17 protein-coding genes are annotated in these 19525 nt (G+C 45.6%); 3 read left to right on the plus strand and 14 right to left on the minus strand.

Features of this window, described 5'->3' with window-relative positions; all coding sequences use genetic code 11:
• Window positions 1-106: 106 nt before the first annotated feature.
• Complete coding sequence (locus MHH86_RS06230) at window positions 107-1039, minus strand: glycosyltransferase family 2 protein (protein WP_076099014.1); 933 nt, start codon at window positions 1037-1039, stop codon at window positions 107-109.
• Window positions 1040-1274: 235 nt separating this feature from the next.
• Between MHH86_RS06230 and MHH86_RS06235 the strand changes: the two genes are divergently transcribed.
• The gene (locus MHH86_RS06235) at window positions 1275-1997 is read left to right on the plus strand and encodes a DsbA family oxidoreductase (RefSeq protein WP_076099013.1); all 723 of its coding nucleotides are present in this window, start codon (window positions 1275-1277) and stop codon (window positions 1995-1997) included.
• A 142-nt stretch (window positions 1998-2139) separates the two neighbouring features.
• On the opposite strand, the gene MHH86_RS06240 is transcribed toward MHH86_RS06235, so the two are convergent.
• The 9 genes from MHH86_RS06240 to MHH86_RS06280 all read right to left on the minus strand — a co-directional run bounded on the left by MHH86_RS06240 (window position 2140) and on the right by MHH86_RS06280 (window position 10793).
• The gene (locus tag MHH86_RS06240) at window positions 2140-3720 is read right to left on the minus strand and encodes an oleate hydratase (protein ID WP_076099012.1); all 1581 of its coding nucleotides are present in this window, start codon (window positions 3718-3720) and stop codon (window positions 2140-2142) included.
• Between the two features lie 157 nt (window positions 3721-3877).
• Window positions 3878-4447 (minus strand): TetR/AcrR family transcriptional regulator, encoded by a 570-nt coding sequence (locus MHH86_RS06245; RefSeq protein WP_036681438.1) that lies wholly within the window; start codon window positions 4445-4447, stop codon window positions 3878-3880.
• Window positions 4448-4466: 19 nt separating this feature from the next.
• Window positions 4467-4862 carry a hypothetical protein gene (locus MHH86_RS06250; RefSeq protein ID WP_076099011.1) on the minus strand — a complete coding sequence of 132 codons (396 nt, stop codon included), beginning with the start codon at window positions 4860-4862 and terminating at the stop codon, window positions 4467-4469.
• Between the two features lie 47 nt (window positions 4863-4909).
• Window positions 4910-5431, minus strand: coding sequence for a hypothetical protein (locus MHH86_RS06255; RefSeq protein WP_036681441.1), 522 nt, complete (start codon window positions 5429-5431; stop codon window positions 4910-4912).
• 153 nt (window positions 5432-5584) lie between these two features.
• Complete coding sequence (locus tag MHH86_RS06260) at window positions 5585-6565, minus strand: RluA family pseudouridine synthase (RefSeq protein ID WP_076099010.1); 981 nt, start codon at window positions 6563-6565, stop codon at window positions 5585-5587.
• 95 nt (window positions 6566-6660) lie between these two features.
• Window positions 6661-6849 carry a CLC_0170 family protein gene (locus MHH86_RS06265; protein ID WP_038569199.1) on the minus strand — a complete coding sequence of 63 codons (189 nt, stop codon included), beginning with the start codon at window positions 6847-6849 and terminating at the stop codon, window positions 6661-6663.
• 18 nt (window positions 6850-6867) lie between these two features.
• Window positions 6868-8091, minus strand: coding sequence for a Ger(x)C family spore germination protein (locus MHH86_RS06270; RefSeq protein ID WP_038569201.1), 1224 nt, complete (start codon window positions 8089-8091; stop codon window positions 6868-6870).
• Window positions 8084-9187, minus strand: a complete 1104-nt coding sequence (locus tag MHH86_RS06275; protein WP_036681452.1) for an endospore germination permease — start codon at window positions 9185-9187, stop codon at window positions 8084-8086. The genes MHH86_RS06270 and MHH86_RS06275 overlap by 8 nt, the downstream gene beginning before the upstream one ends.
• Window positions 9135-10793, minus strand: a complete 1659-nt coding sequence (locus MHH86_RS06280) for a spore germination protein (RefSeq protein ID WP_076099009.1) — start codon at window positions 10791-10793, stop codon at window positions 9135-9137. The genes MHH86_RS06275 and MHH86_RS06280 overlap by 53 nt, the downstream gene beginning before the upstream one ends.
• Before the next feature lie 169 nt (window positions 10794-10962).
• On the opposite strand from MHH86_RS06280, the gene recQ reads away from it, so the two are divergent.
• Both recQ and MHH86_RS06290 read left to right on the plus strand, forming a co-directional pair.
• Complete coding sequence (gene recQ, locus MHH86_RS06285) at window positions 10963-12798, plus strand: DNA helicase RecQ (protein WP_036681455.1); 1836 nt, start codon at window positions 10963-10965, stop codon at window positions 12796-12798.
• A 15-nt stretch (window positions 12799-12813) separates the two neighbouring features.
• Window positions 12814-14721 (plus strand): B12-binding domain-containing radical SAM protein, encoded by a 1908-nt coding sequence (locus MHH86_RS06290; RefSeq protein ID WP_036681458.1) that lies wholly within the window; start codon window positions 12814-12816, stop codon window positions 14719-14721.
• A gap of 1228 nt (window positions 14722-15949) precedes the next feature.
• On the opposite strand, the gene MHH86_RS06295 is transcribed toward MHH86_RS06290, so the two are convergent.
• From MHH86_RS06295 to MHH86_RS06310, 4 genes are read right to left on the minus strand one after another with little or no spacing between them, the layout of a single operon-like run.
• A complete protein-coding gene (locus MHH86_RS06295) occupies window positions 15950-16900 on the minus strand; it encodes an alpha/beta hydrolase (RefSeq protein WP_038569205.1) in 951 nt (316 codons plus the stop codon).
• Between the two features lie 27 nt (window positions 16901-16927).
• Complete coding sequence (locus tag MHH86_RS06300) at window positions 16928-17896, minus strand: type I phosphomannose isomerase catalytic subunit (RefSeq protein ID WP_038569207.1); 969 nt, start codon at window positions 17894-17896, stop codon at window positions 16928-16930.
• Window positions 17897-17944: 48 nt separating this feature from the next.
• Window positions 17945-18547, minus strand: coding sequence for a class I SAM-dependent methyltransferase (locus MHH86_RS06305; RefSeq protein ID WP_036679532.1), 603 nt, complete (start codon window positions 18545-18547; stop codon window positions 17945-17947).
• Window positions 18547-19503 carry a TIGR01212 family radical SAM protein gene (locus tag MHH86_RS06310; RefSeq protein ID WP_038569209.1) on the minus strand — a complete coding sequence of 319 codons (957 nt, stop codon included), beginning with the start codon at window positions 19501-19503 and terminating at the stop codon, window positions 18547-18549. The genes MHH86_RS06305 and MHH86_RS06310 overlap by 1 nt, the downstream gene beginning before the upstream one ends.
• Window positions 19504-19525: the final 22 nt, after the last annotated feature.

Consider the following 19525-nt stretch of genomic DNA (forward strand, 5'->3'; position numbering starts at 1 on the left):
TGGAAATTAATTTCATGGCGTATTTACGTACAACTCCGTCTGCACGAAAAAAAAGCCCCGCAATCTGATTCGGAGCAACGCTGTGGATATAGAGGTAGCTATTAAGCTAATCTAGCATGTATTCACGGTATTTGTTTTTACGAGGATTCATTACGAAAAGGATTCCTTTGGCATAACCGCTAACGGCTTTAAAATTTCGTTTGAGAGTTTCTTTACCTGTAAGACAGGTTAACGTCCAGATCAATGCGGCATAATTCATAGGGGGTGCTTTACGTAAGTTGAGCAGATAATAATGATTGATGGCAGTAGCTCTTGCAACAACGCCCGCCTTATCCCGAGAACCCGGCGACTCATGATGAATGATTTTCATAGCCGGGTTAATGACAAGCTTGCCATAACGGCTAGCCAAATGGGACAAGTAAATATCCTCGGCAATGGAGTAACTTGTCATCCAGGGATAGGGTTTCATATCTTGTAATGCTGAGCGCCGGAATGACATATTACAGCCGTGAAAAAAATCGGTCTCAAAAACCTGCTCCTTCTCTCCCCAGAGGAATAGGGAGCCTGCAAACATGCTTGGGGATAATCTGCCCGGGGATCCGGACATTTGTCCGGTCAGCATGCCAAACAGCCGGCCCGGTTTGCTGCTGCGCATGCCTTTTGCCACACCGCCTACACCGACAATTGAATCGTCCGCTGCATAAGTATCAAGTAATCGTCGAATATATAAGGAATCATCTAATTCTGCATCATCGTCTAAATGAAGCACAATTTCAGCATTTACTAGTCCAAGTGACTCATAACGGGAAAGCCAGAGTCCCGGATTAGTCTTACGATGATATCGAAACTCAGCCTGTGGCAATTTGTTCAGTATGTTACGATAATAGGTTAATCTCTCTACAGGAATCTCACCGTCATCTACAATCCAGAGCTCGATGGAGACATTCTCTAGCTCTGTCTGCTTGCTTATAGACTCTATGCACACTGTAAGGTCGTTTATACGGTTACGGGTAGGTATCACTATAGATACATCATGCATATGGGGATCTCCCTTCGGAATTCTGGTGTTAACTTTATTCTATCTGCCCAGAAGGGGAGCGTATATACCACTTTCGTTTACTTTTTGCTTTAACATTCACGTCTATAAATGTCATTTTATTAAAAGTTAAGTTTGTAATTTTGAGTTTTTAACTATATAATAGTAAGCGACGTATATTTAGTTATTACTCTTATATGACAGCTACAAATTATCAATAATATTAGGAGGTTTTTTCGTGAGAATAGATATCTGGTCCGATTATGCATGTCCTTTTTGTTATATTGGCAAAAGACGTTTGGAGAATGCGCTAAGCCAATTCCCGAACCGTGATCAAGTAGAGGTAGTATTCCGTAGCTTTCAACTGGATCCACATGCAGAGGTAAGTACAGACAAGAGTATTCATGAGCTGCTGGCTGCCAAATACGGGATGACCGTCGAAAAAGCAAAAGCAATGAACGCACAACTAGCGGAGCAAGCTAAAGATGTGGGTTTGGAATTTAATTTTGATACAGTAAAGCATACCAACACTTTCGACAGTCACAGACTGAGTCATTTTGCAAGCACAAAGGGAAAAGGTGCAGAAATGTCCGAACGTCTGCTGCGCGCCTACTTTACGGATTCATTAAATCTTGGAGATCGCAGTGTACTGGCTTCACTCGCTGCTGAAGTTGGTTTAGATCAAGTGGAAGCTGCGGCAATGCTGGAAACGGATGCTTTTGCGAATGAGGTTAATGGCGATATTGAAGAAGGAAGCCGTCTTAATATTACCGGTGTACCTTTCTTTGTATTCAACAATAAATATGCTTTATCTGGTGCACAACCAGGTCCTGTATTTACAGAGGTACTGGATACTGTGTGGGCGGAGGAACAAGCAGGACCAACATTACAAGTGGTTGGTAAGGGGAATTCTGAAGTATCTACCGATGATGGCTGCGCAGATGGATCTTGCAATATTTAAAGTTTGGATTCGAGTAAAACAAAAAAGAGCTGAGGGAGCCCTCAGCTCTTTTTTGTTTTGATAAAACTGTTCTTTTGTTACTCACCACTCCCAAAAACAAACGCTCCCGATATCCGGAAGCGCTTGTCGCTGAATTGTGGTTTTATCTGAAAGATGTAACAAAGCTTGAGAATAGTGTGCGTACATCGTATTGATATTGGTTGATTGGCTCGATAGGCCGTTCGATACCAAGTAGAGTATATACCGCAATTCTCGCTGCTCTCACGGAGTATTCTTCAGTGAATACAACGTCATCTGGAATTTCACAGAATTGTCCAATAAAGGCCAGGTTCGTGGAACCCTCAGGGACAACTTTTGGTCGGTCACTATTGAGTCTAGGCATGAACTGAGAAGTGATATAAGGCATCATGCAAGGAATACAATTGGCGGTAGCCATGATCTCGTCCTTATGTTCTTCAAAGTGAAGATGACCGATCAATTCTTGCATAATTTCTTCGCCGGTACAATCACACATTCTCTTTTTCACGAAATCTCCAACTTTGTCTGGATACAGTCCGTAACCCCAGAACACTTTAACATGCTCAGGCTGATTGCGGAAATGCGGTTGGAAGGCCAGTACAACGGACATAAACCAGCTCGAATCCTTAAATGTGACCAAAGCGCCTGTGCCGGCACGGTTACGTGTGAATTTTTCCATCAGATCGAAGAATTTGGAGTCATGGAAAGTTACAGTAAAGGACTCCCATTTCGAACCGTCTACATGATCATCGAACGAAGAAGGATTGCCAAGACTTGGTTTCTTGGAAGCGATGTTTTCCCATAATTTCCACGAGCTTCCCTTGCCGTTAAGGCGTGGAGCAGAAGTCATAGAACCAAGGCTGGAGCCTTCGGTCATAGAACCGTTTGTGATAATTACGAGATCATCTTCTTTTACATCAATCACATCTTTGACACCTTCGCGCACTACATTCATTTGGGTTACGGTAATTCCGTCACCTTTTTTGAACTGCAGATCAGTAACTGTACATTTCAGTGTGAAATCGACACCGAATGGTTCAAGATATTTGTGCAAAGGCAGAATGATGGAATCATATTGGTTATAAGGAGTGCGAGTTACACCTTCCAGTGTTTGAATTCTTGGGAATTCATGGAAGAAACGAAGCATATATCTTTTAAACTCTACAGCGCTGTGCCAAGGTTGGAATGCAAAAGTAGTAGCCCACATATACCAGAAGTTTGTTGTGAAAAAGTGAGGGGCGAACCAGTCGTTGATACGCGCTTTACCCATTTTATCTTCTGGTGTAATAATCAGCTTGCCCATAGCGAGACGATCAGCCATATCAAAACCCATGGACAATACATCTTCTACTTTGCCGTCTTTGTTTACAAGTCTGGCGTTTGAGTGTGTTGGGTTTGCGGTATCAAAAGCAATAATTTCATCCCGCACAGACAACCCCGGACGGTCGACAGAAGGAATCGTTGTTAATAGCTCCCAGAGATTCTCATAAGCTTCATCGTTGAGCATACGGCCGCCGCGGACAACGTAACCATGTTCAGCGTCACCTGCGCCGTCATTGCTACCACCAAGAATCTTCATCTCTTCAATAATGTGAATGTTTTGTCCCGGAAAATCACAGTCTCTGACCAGGTAAGCAGCGCCCGCTAAGGATGCAATTCCGCCACCGACAAAATAAACCTGTCTATTACCGTACTCTTTTTTCACAATGGTCGCCTCCAAGTAGTTGTTTAAATAATCACACTCTTAATGTAAACCAACTCCTATTTTGAAGGTATAATCAAACTCTTTAGAGTGTCTGGATTTTTGTCATTATGGGTGATCTGTCTAGTTTTTAGACAAAAAAAACCGCTGCAACCAAAGGTTACAACGGATGGTTCTCATATTTGTGTAAAGCTTTCAGAAAATTTCCTTCAATTAGATCACTTAGCTTCTCAATCATATGGTGCGGCTGTTCCTTCATGCCTTCTCTCATCCACTGAATGATTAGGCCTGTGAAGGCTAGCGTATAAAAATTGGCTATAAAGTGCTTGTCTTCTTCGCAAACCTCCATCCCGGAGGACAGCTCGTTTATAACCCCCATGATGAGATCGTTTGTCACCTCGTACAGATATGCATCCAGATGATTTCTGCCTAATGAATTTAGCGTGTTACAGCAAAAGGATTTATTCCGCTCAATGTAGCAGAAGATTCTATAAAACCCGTCTGTCCAAGTGCTGTAGCTGCGATACTGGGCGAGGCTTTCGACAGCCTCAGTCTTATAAATCCAACCTAGCAAATCAAATATATCCTGGAAATGATAATAAAACGTTTGTCTGTTTAGTCCGCAATGGTCCACTAGTTGTTTAACAGTAATTTTATTGAGCGGTGTATGCTCCATTAGCTCTTTTAAAGAATGCGACAATGCATTTTTGGTTAGAAAAGAATTGGACAACAGCGTTCACCTCTTCCATTCAAGACTTCGATGCTCGCTTATACAGCAGACGAATACCTTCGGCTAATAAACCCAGTGCAAATCCGGCGCATGAAAATAAGGAAAACGCGAGGAAGCCTGCGAGATCCTCCCAACCGGACATCTCTTGGTAGGTGTAGCCCAGCATAAATGCCGCACCTATGATTATTCCCGCCGTGCTAAATACCCAGAGCAGACGCGCTCCGAGCCAGCCTAATGTGTTGACGATCCCAGCCACTACAACGGAAAAAAGAGCAAAGCGCAGTAAGAGTGTGGCATCCATTTCCTGGGCCAGCATCACGAATCGGTGTAGAGGGAAGAGAAGCCATAGAAGAATGGCATAAACGGTCATCCAGAGAAACCAACTTTTACTTTTGGCAGCAGGCAGGAATTTCATTTCATGCACACCTCTTTTCCCATAGTACGAACGTTAAAAAGTAGGGATTATACCGTGAAGGATTCTAGTTCTTCCGCACTTTGCAGCAGGTGGCTTAGCAGGTTTGGAATGTCCTCCATTTGCTCTTCTGTGAGTTGTCTTTTGAATTGCAGCTCGATGCAGTTATTGTAAGTTTCACTTTCCTGGCCATATATGAAGCTTAAAGATTGCACAGGCTGGAAATCAGGTCCCCAGATCGCTTTTAGAATACTGTCTATCGCCTGACATTCGCTAGGAATATCTTCGACTTCCATATAAAAACGAAGTGAAAGATTACAGCCGGGATCCGTATTAGGAACCTCCAAGATTTCATCGCTGAGATCTTTCGTGGACGAAGTGAGCAGGATTTCGGCGGTTACTTTCCTGCCTGCAGTTAATTGGAAGGAGAGACTGAACTCTCTGGACATCAGCGCCATATTCAGAAGGTCGGAGCGATCCGTAACCACCAATATTCCGTCTAAATTATCGTAGTCATAAATCTGGTTCTCAAAGGCGATCTTAATATTATCGAAAACTGTAGGGTGGAACAATAAGAGCACCTTCTTTGTTTATTTATATTGTAACATGATGTGATAGGAAGTTAAAAAAAGACGCCCAGGACCAAATGGACCGGGCATCTTGTGTAGAAGTTACGGCTTCCCATAAGAGGGAATACTCCTCGGTTGTGGGTATACGTTCACTTCTTAGTTTGTAGGCGCAGGCGCAGTATATTTCAGGAACGTCTTCGGAATCGGGCTCTCAAAGGTCATCAGTTCTCCAGTGGTTGGATGAATAAAAGAGAGCACTCGAGCATGTAGGCCAAGTCTTCCTACCGTTTTGGTCTCTGCACCATATTTCTTGTCACCTGCGATAGGGTGGCCGATATCTGCCATGTGCACCCGAATCTGATTTTTTCGTCCGGTTTCGAGCTTAACCTCTAGCAAGGAAAAATGGCGGTTAGCCTGAATGAGTTTATAATGTGTAATTGCATGTAGTCCATCGCCTTCATGAGGACTGGAATACATTTTAAGGGTTGAGGTTTCTTTGAGCCACGAGCTTATCTTGCCTTCAGGTCTTTTAACCGCGCCTTCCACGAGCGCTACGTAAGAACGTTCCTTCACGGTATCTTTCCAAGTAGTTTGTAGCGCTTGCTGAATCCGTTCGCTTTTGGCAAACATCATTACACCTGATGTATCTCTGTCCAAACGATGTACGACAAAAATCCGATTTTGTGGATTGCTAACACGGACATGCTCCATGAGCTGGCGGTAAGCCGTCAATTCATTTTCTTCCGCAGTGGCGATAGATAGCAGTCCAGCATCCTTTTGAACAATAATCAGGTCTTCATCCTCATGAACGATTTTAAGTCCGATCATCTCTGCTGTTTGTACAGGCTTCTCTTGATCAATAGTAACGTTTTGACCCGGATGCAGTTGGAAATTATGCTGTGTAACTACCTTATTATTCACCGACACTTGTCCACGCGATAGGATGGATTTAATCGCATTTCGTCCGCGACCCGTGACGTGGGTGAGTAAGAAGGGCAATAGTTCAGAAGGTTCGTTTACAGTAAATGTTTTGGGTGCTGCGGGTGCTTTAGTTTTATGATTAAGCTTGCCAGTAGGCTTGCTGTGAGAACGAGTACCTCTTTTGGCTGTTTCTTTAGGATTTCTTCTTGAGTTCATGGATGCATTCTCCGTCCTTTAATATTGTACTCCTCAATATACCATGGGCTGTTAAGAAATACTATGGAGAGGCAGGCGTACTGGTTTGCTGCTGCTCAAAGATAGAACAGCTGTGCTAATCCAAGAAGCAGGAATAAACCGAGATATACCCAGCCTAACCTGCGGGCATATTTCTTTTCCCGGGGCATGGCGCTTACAGCATAGATCTTGGTATCCACAGTAAGCAGGAATAGTCCGGAGAGCAGGAGCACGAGAGTTAAATAAGTTAGTTGATGATAGATCATTTGAACACATCCCCATATCTAGTCTTCTTTAAGACCGACTCTTTCAATATTCGTCTTCACATTAAGTTCTATAGAGAGATCAGAATACTGTTGCTCCCAGTCATGTTTGTCACGAACATTAGCTTTCCAGTAGGAAGGAGCATATGCACGAACATATTCACCCATGCCAAAGATATCCGAGTGAGCCTGTTGCGTCTGTTTAATCAGATGGTCGAAGATGGTGAGGACTCCTTTTTGAAAGTTGGCCTCAAGTTTTTTTAAATCCTGGCTGGAATCAATACGAATATTATTACCTAGGTGCTCATCTAGCGCTGCTTCTAAATAAATATTTATAGTGATATGGGGTTTGCCGTCTTTGATTTTAACTTTAGACCTTGTAAATCGGTCGTTAACTTTAAGAGTCAGTGGGCCAAAGTCCTCTGAATTGAACATGACGGAATAGCCCCCAGGATCAAGACCTTTCATGGACATATATGCGCCAATCTCAATGGGAGTAGTCGAACCGACCATAACGCCTCCGCTAAAGTAAGCAAGACCTTTTATCAACATATTGTCTTTTTGATGTAAAGACACATAAGGCAGATAACCGCTCTCTCCCCATTTAGATTCAGCTGACCAGAATACGCCTATATAGTTAGCTGGGAACTTTCCGGATCTCACGGCTTTTTCCATGGTGGATAGGATATAGAGGGTTGGAACTCGCTGAAGTGGTGGATTAATATTCATAAATTTAGAAGCCTCGCCTTCGGACACTAATAACCAGGTACGGCGACGGACTTCAGGGTTGCGGCGTAAATAATCATTTAAATCCGACAGGTTTTTGCGTGCAAAATCCTCGCTGATGATAATCACCCGAAGATGGATGAGGTAACGTGGGTCAGAGATCTGTTGTTGCAAATTGTTTAAGGCATCATCTAGTGAGTAACCGTAAACTTGTACAACCCAAACCGGATTTTGATTCCCCCCGCTACCTTCTCCCCCGCTGCTAGGACCTAACGGAACTCTCCCTGGAACTGCAATTTGGGCGGTCACACGGATTTTGGGCAAATTAATATTTGCGCTTTTTAGATGTGTCGTTTGATCATCTTCGGTTTTACTATTTGCCGGCACTGAATCTATAGACAATCCCAGCACTAATGCACGATCTTCAATTTCGAGCTGGTCCCAGCAGCCCGTAAGGAATACAAATACCAGAGAGAGAAGGAGGAGAAGACTAATACGCTTGTTAATTACTTTATTCATTCGATAGCCCTCCTTTTTGCCGAATCAGAGCTATTAACCATAAAAGAAGAGGGTAGAGAGTCAAAAAAATTAACCCGATAATCGCTGTGACGGAAGAAAAGGTATAAACCTGGTAAATATTTCTTGGCAAAAGTGAAAAGACGAAGATAAGTGGAAGTGAGAAGCTTGATACAAGGCGGTGATCTTTGTACCGAAATACTTGCTGAAGTGAATATGCTGCTAAGTAGTAGTTCGTAAAAATGGTAGTAAATATAGATATTACCCAAACAGTAATAAACAGCGCATCGAATCGTTCTAGTAGTCCTGCACCAATAGAAATGGAGCGGGCGGTTTCTAAGGTTGGATAAGCGAGTAATTTGGTTTCTTGCGCTCCGAACATTCCTAAAGTGGCCGCAACAATCATTACATAGATGAAGCCAATAATAAAAAGGGCAGCAGCTCCTGCTTTAAGCACTTGCTGAGGTTTTTTCATTAAAGGAACCAGCAGTGTGATGACAAATGTGCCCTGATAAAGGGCAGCTGAAGTGACAGTCCCTTTGGAAAAGCTTGAAAAGGTGATGTAATTTCCAGTGAGTGGAAGTAAGTTTAAAGCATCTACATTTTTCATGGCTACTAATATAATGCTGAGAACGGTTAACAAGATGAAAGGCAAATAAAAAATATGTACATAGGTGAATTTCACAATGTTTCTGCGGATAGATAAAGCAGCCAAAATAAGCATTAATAGAATGACCGCTTCGATAGGTGTTTTTTTAAACACGACCGCAACACATACCTCTCCGAATTGACGCATGGTAATCCCGGCAGAGAAAGCAAAAAACAAAGAGATAAGTACATTGAAAATATCCGCGATGCTTCTCCCGACTAACCGGCGGCTGAATACAAACAGAGTTTCATTGGGGAATTTCCGACATACAGCGGCTGTAAACCAGCAGCCTAGAAATGCAACAGGGATGCCTGAAGCCGAAACCAGCGGCGCCCCGCTGTCTCCGGCTTCAGCCATATAACGGGGAATACTCAAGATACCTATTCCAATAATCGTACTAACGACTACTGCGACGACTTGGATCGTTGTTATGGGGCGGTTGTTGTTCATCGAGTTCACCCTTCTCCTTAAAAATCTGATCTGAATACGTCGTTGGTAACTCATGAGCGAGACGAGTAAGGTCTTGAGTGTTCAAGAAGCTCGGACGTCTTCTCATCCACCATAAGGGGACACGAATCAGACTGTCCTTCAGATCTCTCCATTTCGTGGGCACATATGGTGTCATGTAAGGAACGCCAAAGGATTCCAAGAATAATAAGTGATTCACGATAACGATGGTACCTAACATGACTCCGTAAAGACCAAAACAACCGGCTAGAATAATCAGTGGAAATCTTAGCATTCTGGATGAGATAGCGGCATTATAGGCAGGGGTGGCAAAAGAACCGATAGTGGTTATAGCGACAATAACAACGGTTGTCGGACTTGCTAGGCCTGCTGAAACAGCAGCCTGACCAATAACAAGAACACCTACAATAGAAAGGGCGCCCCCAATCATTTGTGGTAGACGAATAGTTGCTTCGCGGAGCACCTCCATGAAGACCTCCATAATCAGAACTTCCAAGACCGCTGGAAAAGGAACGCCTGCTCTACCCCCTGAAATCGCTACGGCAAATTCGGTAGGCATAAGCTCCGGGTTGAAGGAGATGACGGATACATATAGAGCAGGGAAAAAAAGAGAGAACAACAGGGCAATTAGTCGAATCCCCCGGATTAGGCTGCCTACAATAAAACGTTCCGAATAGTCGTCTATGGTCTGAAAAAATTGATTGAACAATGCAGGGACGATGAGCGAGAATGGGGAGCCATCTACCAGAATGATGACTCTTCCTTCCAATAAGGCTGCCGCTGATTTATCCGGACGTTCTGTTGGTTGAACCTGAGGAAAAGGAGATAATGGGTTATCCTCAATGAATTGCTCGATGTACCCTGCATCAAGGATGCTATCTGTGTTTATCATGGATAATCTCTTCATCACTTTTTCAACCAATTCAGGATCTACTATCCCTTCTATATAGCACACAGCAACCTGTGAGCGTGTCCGCACACCAAGCGGAGCAGTAATAACCCGGAAATCTGGCGTTTGCAGCCGATAACGGAGTAAGGAAAGGTTTGCCTCCAAGTTTTCTATAAAACCTTCGCGTGAGCCACGAATTACCTGCTCGGTCTGTGGCTGTTCAATGCTGCGATGTTCGATTTTACGCAAATTGAAGTGAAGTGCTTGATCCATACCATCTATAAGGAGTACAACGCTCCCTTCTAATAGAGCGAGTGGCAGAGAATTTAAGTCCTTCGTTCGGTTCCCAGCCGCTATTTGTATGGTCGTATTCCAGATGAAATCAGGCAGATCCTTGCGCTCTTCAGGAATTGTCGAGAGATCAGCGGGAGGGCTCATTAACGGTTTAAGCACATGCTCATGAATTTGATTTTGGTCCACCAAAGATGAAAAAAAGATAATTACCGCATCATATAAACCGTATACCCGAAAATTACGCACAACGAGATCTGCATCTTCTCCAAAAATTTGGCTAATGGCTTTAATATTATTTTTTAGGTCGGGATCTAGTGGCTTTTCCGAACGCTGATCAGGAATGGTGGGATCTTCGTGCGTTTTTTTTTGCTTAAAAGAACTATAGTTTTGCTTCCAGTTTTGCACGGCTATTCCCCTTTCCTAAAGAATGATGATTTTTAAAGCTTGGCTCAAAAGCGCTCCTTTTATGTAATTTTTCCAAAAGGAGAAACGAAAGAAGGACTTCTAGAGTGTTGCTCATTACACCATTGACCGCTAAACTAAAGATAGAAACGCCTAAGGAGTTATGAGAGATATGAAGATGCAAGCACCTACTATTGAACAGGCGCAGGCTGAGCTGCAAAAATATTACGGTTATCCAGACTTTCGGGATGGCCAGAAAAAGATTGTTCAGAACTTGCTGGAAGGACGCGACACACTGGGAATCCTCCCTACGGGTGGCGGGAAATCGATCTGTTATCAGGTTCCTGCACTGCTCCTGCCAGGGCTGACTTTGGTGATATCACCACTGATCTCGTTGATGAAAGACCAGGTGGATGCGTTAACTACTGCGGGTATTCCGGCAGCCTTTATTAATAGCACGTTAAGCGGAAAAGAAGTGAATGAGCGGATTCGGGCTGCCCGGCGGGGTGATTTGAAGCTGCTCTATGTTGCGCCCGAAAGACTTGAGCTGGACTGGTTCCGTCTGGAAATGGCTGAGCTGTCTATTTCCTGCGTGGCTGTTGATGAAGCGCACTGTGTATCCCAGTGGGGACATGATTTTCGGACAAGTTATCTGTCGGTATCTCCATTTGTAGATGAGCTGCCTGAACGTCCGATCCTGGCAGCATTTACCGCCACGGCGACGCCGGAGGTTATGGAGGATATGGTCCGGCTGCTGCGCTTGCGTGAGCCGGGTATTTTCATGACGGGGCTAGGAAGAGATAATCTGGCAATGTCCGTGCTGCGGGGAGAGAACAAGCGGGAGTTCGTTATGGATTATGCGGCTACGCATTCTCATCAGCCGGGGATTGTATATGCGGCAACCCGCAAAGAAGTAGATGATCTGTATCAGAGGCTGCAAGCTTCTGGCATAGCGGCAGGTCGCTATCATGCGGGTATGAATGATCAGGAGCGGGCAGATAGCCAGGAAGGGTTCCTCTATGACGATATCCGGGTCATGGTGGCTACGAATGCCTTTGGGATGGGGATTGATAAATCCAATGTCCGATACGTAATTCACTACAATATGCCCAAAAATATGGAAGCTTATGTTCAGGAAGCGGGTCGTGCTGGACGTGACGGGGAGCCGAGTGAATGTATTTTGCTGTTTAGTGCGCAGGATATTATGACGCAAAAGTTCCTGATCGAGCAGAATCCACAGGATACTGACCGTAAAGCTAACGAATATCGCAAGCTTCAGCAAATGATTGATTATTGCTATACTACTCGCTGCTTGCGCAGTGCCCAGCTGGATTATTTCGGGGAAGAACATGGGGACAAGCCATGTGGTATCTGCAGCTCATGTACGGATGAACGAGAGCTAGTGGATATGACCGTCGATGCGCAAAAGATCTTCTCCTGCATTCACCGCATGCGGGAGCGTTATGGTGTAGCGTTGGTAGCATCTGTGCTGAAAGGCTCTCGCAATCAAAAGGTGATGCAGTACGGCTTCGATAAGCTGCCCACACATGGGGCGATGTCGAGCCGGACGGAGAAGGAAATCTCAGAGAGTATCAATGTGCTTATCTCAGAAGGGTATCTTGCCTTGTCGGAAGGCCAGTACCCTGTAGTACGGCTCCAGCCTCTGGCTGCCGAGGTCCTGCGCGGACAGCGTGAGGTGATGCAGCGTGTGGCGCGGCCTTCGCGGGCAGGCACAACATCCGGTACGAGAGTTCGTAGTCGGGGGCATGACCTGTCGCCATCAGCCGTCAATGAGACTGTCTTTGAGCAGCTGCGTCTTATCCGGCGTGAATTGGCAGGACGCGAGCATGTGCCATCGTACATTATTTTTAATGATGCCACGCTGCGTGAGATGAGTGTGGTTTGCCCGCAGACCGAAGCGGAAATGCTGAGGGTAAAGGGTGTTGGGGAAGTGAAATACCGGAAGTACGGTAAGGCATTCTTAGAGTTTTTTCAAAATGAAATGTAGAAAAGGTCGTGTAGCATGAAAATCGTCCTGACCACGTTAAACGCCAAATATATTCATACCTCACTCGCAATCCGCTTGCTAAAAGCGTACAGTGAGCATGAATTTAAGGATATTCATTTGGCAGAGTACACCATCAAAGATCCCGTGATGAATATCGTGTCCGACTTGTTTCAGAAACGGCCAGATGTGATTGGCTTCTCCTGTTATATCTGGAACATCGAAGAGACGCTGAAGCTGATTGGTATTCTTAAGCAAGTGATGCCTGAAGTTACGATTGTTCTCGGGGGACCTGAAGTTTCGTATGAGCCGCTTCATTGGATGAAAAGAGAAGCTGGCATTGATTTTATAGTTAACGGAGATGGGGAAGAGACGTTCCACCATCTGCTGCAGGAGCTAAGGGATGATCGGAAGTTTCACTTTGTGTATGGAGCCGCTTATCGCAAGGGAGAAGAGATCATTGTCAATCCACCACGTCCCAAAAGCGATCTGAATACGCTGCCTACGCCGCATCGTTTTCCTGAGGATATTCCAGATTTGAGTAAACGTATTGTTTATTTTGAGACGAGCCGCGGATGCCCATTTAACTGCCAGTTCTGTTTATCCAGTATTGAAGTAGGCGTACGTTATTATGATATTGAACGAGTGAAATCTGATCTGCTTTATTTAATACAGAATGGCGCCAAAATCATTAAATTTCTGGACCGTACCTTCAATATCAACCGCAACTATGCGATGGAAATGTTTCAATTCCTGATCGATAATCATCAAGGCTGCGTGTTTCAGTTCGAAATTACCGCAGATATCATGCGGCCTGAAGTTCTGGATTTCCTATCTAAGAATGCGCCTCCGGGTATTTTTAGATTTGAGATTGGGGTGCAATCTACCAACGATGAGACAAATGAGCTTGTTAAACGCCGCCAGAATTTCAAAAAGCTGTCCCGTACCGTAATGAAGATTAAGGCAAGCGGCAATATCGATCAGCATCTGGATTTGATTGCCGGACTACCTATGGAGGATTACAGTACCTTCCGTAAAACGTTTAATGATGTATTCGTTATGGAGCCGGAAGAGCTACAGCTAGGATTCCTCAAAATGCTGCGGGGAACGGGGCTGCGGGCGCAGGCGTCTAAATATGATTACACGTATATGGAACATGCACCTTATGAAATCCTTAGCAGTCATATGATGCCCTTCTCAGACATTATCCGTTTGAAGCGGCTTGAGGATGTGCTGGAGAAATACTGGAACAGCCACCGGATGGACCATACGGCCAAGTACTTGATCCGTCATGTATTTGATTCGCCATTCGATTTCTTTCAGGAGTTCGGTGACTACTGGGAGGAGAGAGGCTGGCAAAAGATTGGCCATCAGCTGGAAGATCTCTTCACCCGCTTGCAGTCCTTCCTGATAGATCGCGGGACGCCATCTATGGATGTTATAACTGGCTTGATGAAGCTCGATTATTTCCTTGGACACAAGTACAAGCCGCGCAAAATCTGGTGGGATTTCGTGCTGGATAAATCGGATTGGTCGAGCTATTTGAAGGATATCGCGGCTAATCCGGGTCAAATTTCTGCCCAATTGGCTGAAGCAGGACTTAACGAAAGAGAACTGCAAAAGTATACTGTGCTGGAAGTGTTGCCATTCTCGCTGGAAGCGGTGTTGGATTCCATCAGCGGCATGCGTGCCGATGAGGGCCTTGAGGATGGTGAAGCTGATATGGCTAATCTGGAGGCTTTGCCTTCGGCAGACTCGCCATTACAGGGAGCAGCAGATAGTAGTTTAGAAGAGACTGCCCAAGCAGCAAGCTCGGCTGTAGCAGTAGCGGAGCCCGCTTCCATTAGGGAAGGGCGCACGCTACTAATCGTAATGTATCAGCAGAACGAGAGCCAACGCGCTCAGTACTACACACTGCCTTTGTGATAGGCGGGTGGAAGGATAGACCGTTCCTTAATGGGACGGTCTATTTCTTTTGCCTTGTGCGCTAGCGCATCTGAGTCCGGAAGCGGCGTGGGAAGTGATGATGTGTAGTTAGCGTCATCTGGGTTCGAAAGCGGTGAGTAACCCGTCGCAGGCGGACCCAGGGGACCTTATACGTGGAATTATCCTGTTTTTTGGATGCTAACGGACCGCATAGTCGCTATTGGCATGAAAAACACCCAATATGGACCTGTTTCGCATGAATAGCTGCACTGGAGTCCGAAACCTAGCTCAAATGCCTGGAAATTAGCAAATAGCGTCCACTGAGTCCGAAAGTAGCTGGGGAGAGTAAAGATGTGTAGCTAGTGTCAAATGAGTCCGGAAGTGATGAGTAACCCGTCGTAGGCGGACCCAGGGGATCTTATACGTGGAAATATCCTGTTTTTTGGATGCTAACGGACCGCATAGTCGCTATTGACACGAAACACACCCGATATGAACCTGTTTCGCATGAATAGCTGCACTGGAGTCCGAAACCTAGCTCGAAAGGCTATAAATTAGCAAATAGCGTCATCTGAGTCCGGAAGTAGCGGGGAGAGTAATGATGTGGCGATAGTGACATCTGAGTCCGTAAGCGGTGAGTAACCCATCGCAGGCGGACCCAGGGGACCTTATACGTGGAATTATCCTGTTTTTTAGATGCTAACGGACCGCATAGTCGCTATTGGCACGAAAAACATCCAATATGAACATGTTTCCCATGAATAGGTGCACTGGAGTCCGAAACCTAGCGCGAAAGGCTATAAATTAGCAAATAGCATCATCTGAGTCCGAAAGTAGCGGGGGAAGGTGATGATATGTAGTTAGTGTCAACTGAGTCCGGAAGCGGAGGGGAGAGTAATGATGTGTAGTTAGCATCATCTGAGTCCGGAAGTAGCGGGGGAAGGTGATGATATGTAGTTAGCGTCATCTGAGTCCGAAAGTGGTTGGGGAGAGCGATGAGCTGAAGACAGCGTCAACTGAGTCCATTAGCGGTGGCGGAAGTTTATTTACTAAAGTTCAGATGCGCGGAGGAACTGGAGATTGTTAGATTGAGAAGTCTGCTGAGATAAGCTACCCAAACCGCAAACCTCAAACCGCAAACCGCAAACCGCAAAGAAGCGACCCCCCAAATAACGGGGGCATCGCTTCTATATTGTCTCATAAATTCACTAACAACCGCGTTTTTTTCTTAACTTATCGTAGAAACCTCTGAAGGAAGGTGGCTCTCTAACCAGTTGAGTACATCGGCTGTGACTTGATCTCGATTTACTTCATTTAGCATTTCGTGTCTGCCTTCTGGATAGAGTCGGTACTCAACGTCTGATACTCCTCGTTTCTTATACAACTCCGCAAGACGGGGAATACCTTGACCGTTCATCCCGACAGGGTCCTTATCCCCACCAAATATATAAATGGGCTTACCTGTACATAATGTGCTAAGTGATTCCTCAGTATGAATCTCTCTTAGGAGGTGGAAGAAACCACGGAAAAAGCGGGTTGTACAAATAGCTCCGCAGAATGGATCGGAAATGTACTTATCTACTTCCGCAGTATCGCTGCTCAGCCAGTCAAATGTTGTTCTGACCGGGGAAAAAGCACGGTTATAGCTGCCGAATACCAGACTGTTCAGCAGTACACTGCGATGATGCTCACCCTTTAGCTTAAGCTGCGCGCTAGCCAAAGATTCTCCAATACGCAGCATACTGCGTGGACCGTTTGTCCCGCTTAGGATAAACCCTGAATAGATTTCGTTGCCTTCTTCGCACATGAGTTTTTGACCCAGAAAGGAACCCATACTGTGTGCGAATAAAATGATGGGCATTCCTTCATGCTTGGAGAGTGCTGCGGCACCTACCTGCAGAAGATTGCGCCGCATCCAATAAAATCCGTCCTCCCCAACATCACCAAGCAGATTGACTTGACCAGCGGTTCTACCATGTCCCCGGTGGTCATTGGCATATACTGCATAACCAACCCCGGTTAAAGCTTCCGCAAAACGAGCGTAGCGGGCAGCAGTTTCACACATCCCGTGTGAAATTTGCACAATTCCTCTAACTGGCACATCGGACTCAGGTAACCATTCATAGACATGGATGGTTACACCTATGGGATCCGTTAGAGTAAAGCTGTTTTCCTTCATGGTCCATTCCTCCTAAAGGTTCTCGACTTATGGTAAATAAGAGCGAAGCACAGTAGAATGACCCTCGATAGTATAACGGCCTAGGTTGGAAGGAATCAGATAACATTCCCCTGCGGCATAAGGCTGGGAGCCGCCTTCCCAAGTCAGATGTCCGCTGCCTTCGCAGATAACCAGAATAGTGAAGCTGTCTTCTGAAGTGGTGAGATCCCATGAACCATTTACGATCCCTTTTTCGACAATAAAATAAGGTGAAGCGGCAAGCTGCAGCCACTCTCCAGGCACTGCATGATCGGTCTTCATCGAAGTAGCGCCGGCGCCTTCATAAGCTGTAACATTCAGAGAATCCTCGATATGAAGCTCGCGTGGTTTTCCATCTAGACCTGGACGGTCGTAGTCATAAATACGGTATGTAGTGTCGGAATTCTGTTGAATTTCCGCTACAACGACACCAGCGCATAGAGCATGTACCGTTCCGGCAGGGATGTAGAAGGAATCGCCAGCGGAGACAGATACCTCTTGAAGGCTATCCATAACCGTGCCGTTTTCCAGTGCTTCGCGTAATGTTTCACGGTCTACGCCTTCTTTAAGGCCGTAGATGATTTTTGCATCTGGCTTAGCGTCTAGTACGTACCACATCTCTGTTTTACCCAGTTCACCTTTAGGCAATCCTACATAATCATCCGTAGGGTGGACTTGAACGGAAAGGTTGTCGTTGCAATCCAACAATTTGATCAAGAGTGGAAATCTTCCGCCAGCTTCTGATATTCCCTTGCTTCCGAACCACTCATGACCAAATTGCTCACGAATTTGATCCAGACCTTGTCCAGCTAATTCTCCATTAACCACCGAAGATGTTCCATTCGCATGATCGGCAATCATCCAGCCTTCACCAATATGACCTTCTGGTAGATTCAGGCCGAATTTCTCCAGCGCGCGGCCACCCCAGACACGTTCTTTAAACTCCGGTTGAAATTTTAAAGGATATGGTTGTGTCATTCATAATCTTCCTTCCCAATTACAAGATTGTTTGATTGTTTACAAAGCTTAAGATGGGGAACCTTTTTTCTTCTCGAGGGCAATTACATACGGTGCGTCCGTGCGCTGCAGCTGGCGATATACAATGCTCTGCGCTACCTTAGGGGAAACAGTCGTTGCCCAAGCTTCAACAGCGGCGGCTTCGAGATCTCCGCCTGCATGGCCAGGATACAGTACAGCTGTAATAATTCCCCCCGGACGCAGCAGCTGAAGTGAAGCTTCCAGGGCTGCAATAGAGCTGTCCGGCTCAGTAATGATATTCTTGTCGGCATCGCCTGAAGGCAGATAGCCAAGATTGAACATTACAGCACCAACGGTGCCTGGCCAGTTAGCCGGGACGGCTTCTGCCATTTCGGCATGGCTGCGTTCCAGTAAGGTAACGCCAGAGAGTGAAGAAGTTTCCTCCCGCGCAAGCCGGAGACGTTCTTCTGCCAGCTTCAGCGCCGCAGCTTGAATGTCAAAGCCGTAGACTTCGCCACGAGCTCCGGTTGTTTTGGCTAGAAAAAGCGTGTCAGCACCAGTACCTACAGTTGCATCAATCGCACGGTCACCTAAAGTCAGCCGCTCAGAGATTAATTTATGAGCAAAGCTTAGAACGGACATAAAGCCCATTAGCCCTTCCTCCAATACTTACCCTGCCAAGTATCACGAGCAACAAGCTCATCGTCAATGGCATTTAGCACTTCCCATTTCTTGAGACTCCACATCGGTCCAACTAAGAGATCCCGTGGGGCATCTCCAGTCAAGCGATGAACAATCATCTCAGGGGGCAGAATTTCAAGTGAATCAGCAATCAGCTTCACATACTCGTCCTGTTCCATGAATCGGAGCAATCCTGCTTCATACTGCTTCACCATTGGTGTTTTGCGCATGAGATGCAGAAGGTGAATCTTAATTCCCTGCACATCCATGCGAGCTACAGCAGATACCGTTTCAAGCATCATTTCGTGCGTCTCCTGTGGGAGACCGTGAATGATATGGGTACAGATTCGAATATTGTGACGGCGCAGCTTCTCTACAGCCTCCACATAACACTGCGTATCATGCGCCCGATTAATAAGCTCAGAAGTGGAGTCATGTATAGTCTGAAGACCCATCTCTACCCAAAGATACGTACGCTTGTTGAGCTCTGCTAAATATTCGACTACATCATCGGGCAGACAGTCAGGGCGGGTAGCAATAGACAATCCAACGACACCAGGCTGCTGCAAAATAACTTCGAAATATTCTTTCAGTTCTTCGACCGGAGCGTACGTATTAGTATAGGCTTGGAAGTAACCGATATATTTAGCATTTGGCCATTTCAAATGCTGTCTGTCACGGACGTTATTGAATTGTGTGACTAGGTCATCTCGGCGGCTTCCGGCAAAATCACCAGAACCTCTGGCACTGCAAAATGTGCAGCCTCCCTTAGCGATGGAGCCGTCACGATTGGGACAGGTAAAGCCTGCATCAAGCATAACTTTGAATACCTTGGTGTTCATGTGTTCACGCATTTCGTAATTCCAAGTATGAAAACGTTTATCTCCCCAAAGTTGCGGAGGAGAAGTGTATTGAAGATTAGACACGAGAAGCCCCTTTCTGAAAATA

Origin of the sequence: Paenibacillus sp. FSL F4-0097, from assembly GCF_038593125.1 — a bacterium.
In the GTDB taxonomy this organism is placed as follows: Bacteria; Bacillota; Bacilli; order Paenibacillales; family Paenibacillaceae; genus Paenibacillus_AQ; species Paenibacillus_AQ odorifer.

Bases quoted from the DNA above. Each gene is read 5' to 3' on its own strand.
- MHH86_RS06275 (WP_036681452.1), bottom strand. From the start codon at position 9,187: ATGAACAACAACCGCCCCATAACAACGATCCAAGTCGTCGCAGTAGTC.
- MHH86_RS06305 (WP_036679532.1), bottom strand. From the start codon at position 18,547: ATGGGCTTTATGTCCGTTCTAAGCTTTGCTCATAAATTAATCTCTGAG.
- MHH86_RS06295 (WP_038569205.1), bottom strand. From the start codon at position 16,900: ATGAAGGAAAACAGCTTTACTCTAACGGATCCCATAGGTGTAACCATC.
- MHH86_RS06290 (WP_036681458.1), top strand. From the start codon at position 12,814: ATGAAAATCGTCCTGACCACGTTAAACGCCAAATATATTCATACCTCA.
- MHH86_RS06300 (WP_038569207.1), bottom strand. From the start codon at position 17,896: ATGACACAACCATATCCTTTAAAATTTCAACCGGAGTTTAAAGAACGT.
- MHH86_RS06230 (WP_076099014.1), bottom strand. From the start codon at position 1,039: ATGCATGATGTATCTATAGTGATACCTACCCGTAACCGTATAAACGAC.
- MHH86_RS06250 (WP_076099011.1), bottom strand. From the start codon at position 4,862: ATGAAATTCCTGCCTGCTGCCAAAAGTAAAAGTTGGTTTCTCTGGATG.
- recQ (WP_036681455.1), top strand. From the start codon at position 10,963: ATGAAGATGCAAGCACCTACTATTGAACAGGCGCAGGCTGAGCTGCAA.
- MHH86_RS06265 (WP_038569199.1), bottom strand. From the start codon at position 6,849: ATGATCTATCATCAACTAACTTATTTAACTCTCGTGCTCCTGCTCTCC.
- MHH86_RS06260 (WP_076099010.1), bottom strand. From the start codon at position 6,565: ATGAACTCAAGAAGAAATCCTAAAGAAACAGCCAAAAGAGGTACTCGT.
- MHH86_RS06270 (WP_038569201.1), bottom strand. From the start codon at position 8,091: ATGAATAAAGTAATTAACAAGCGTATTAGTCTTCTCCTCCTTCTCTCT.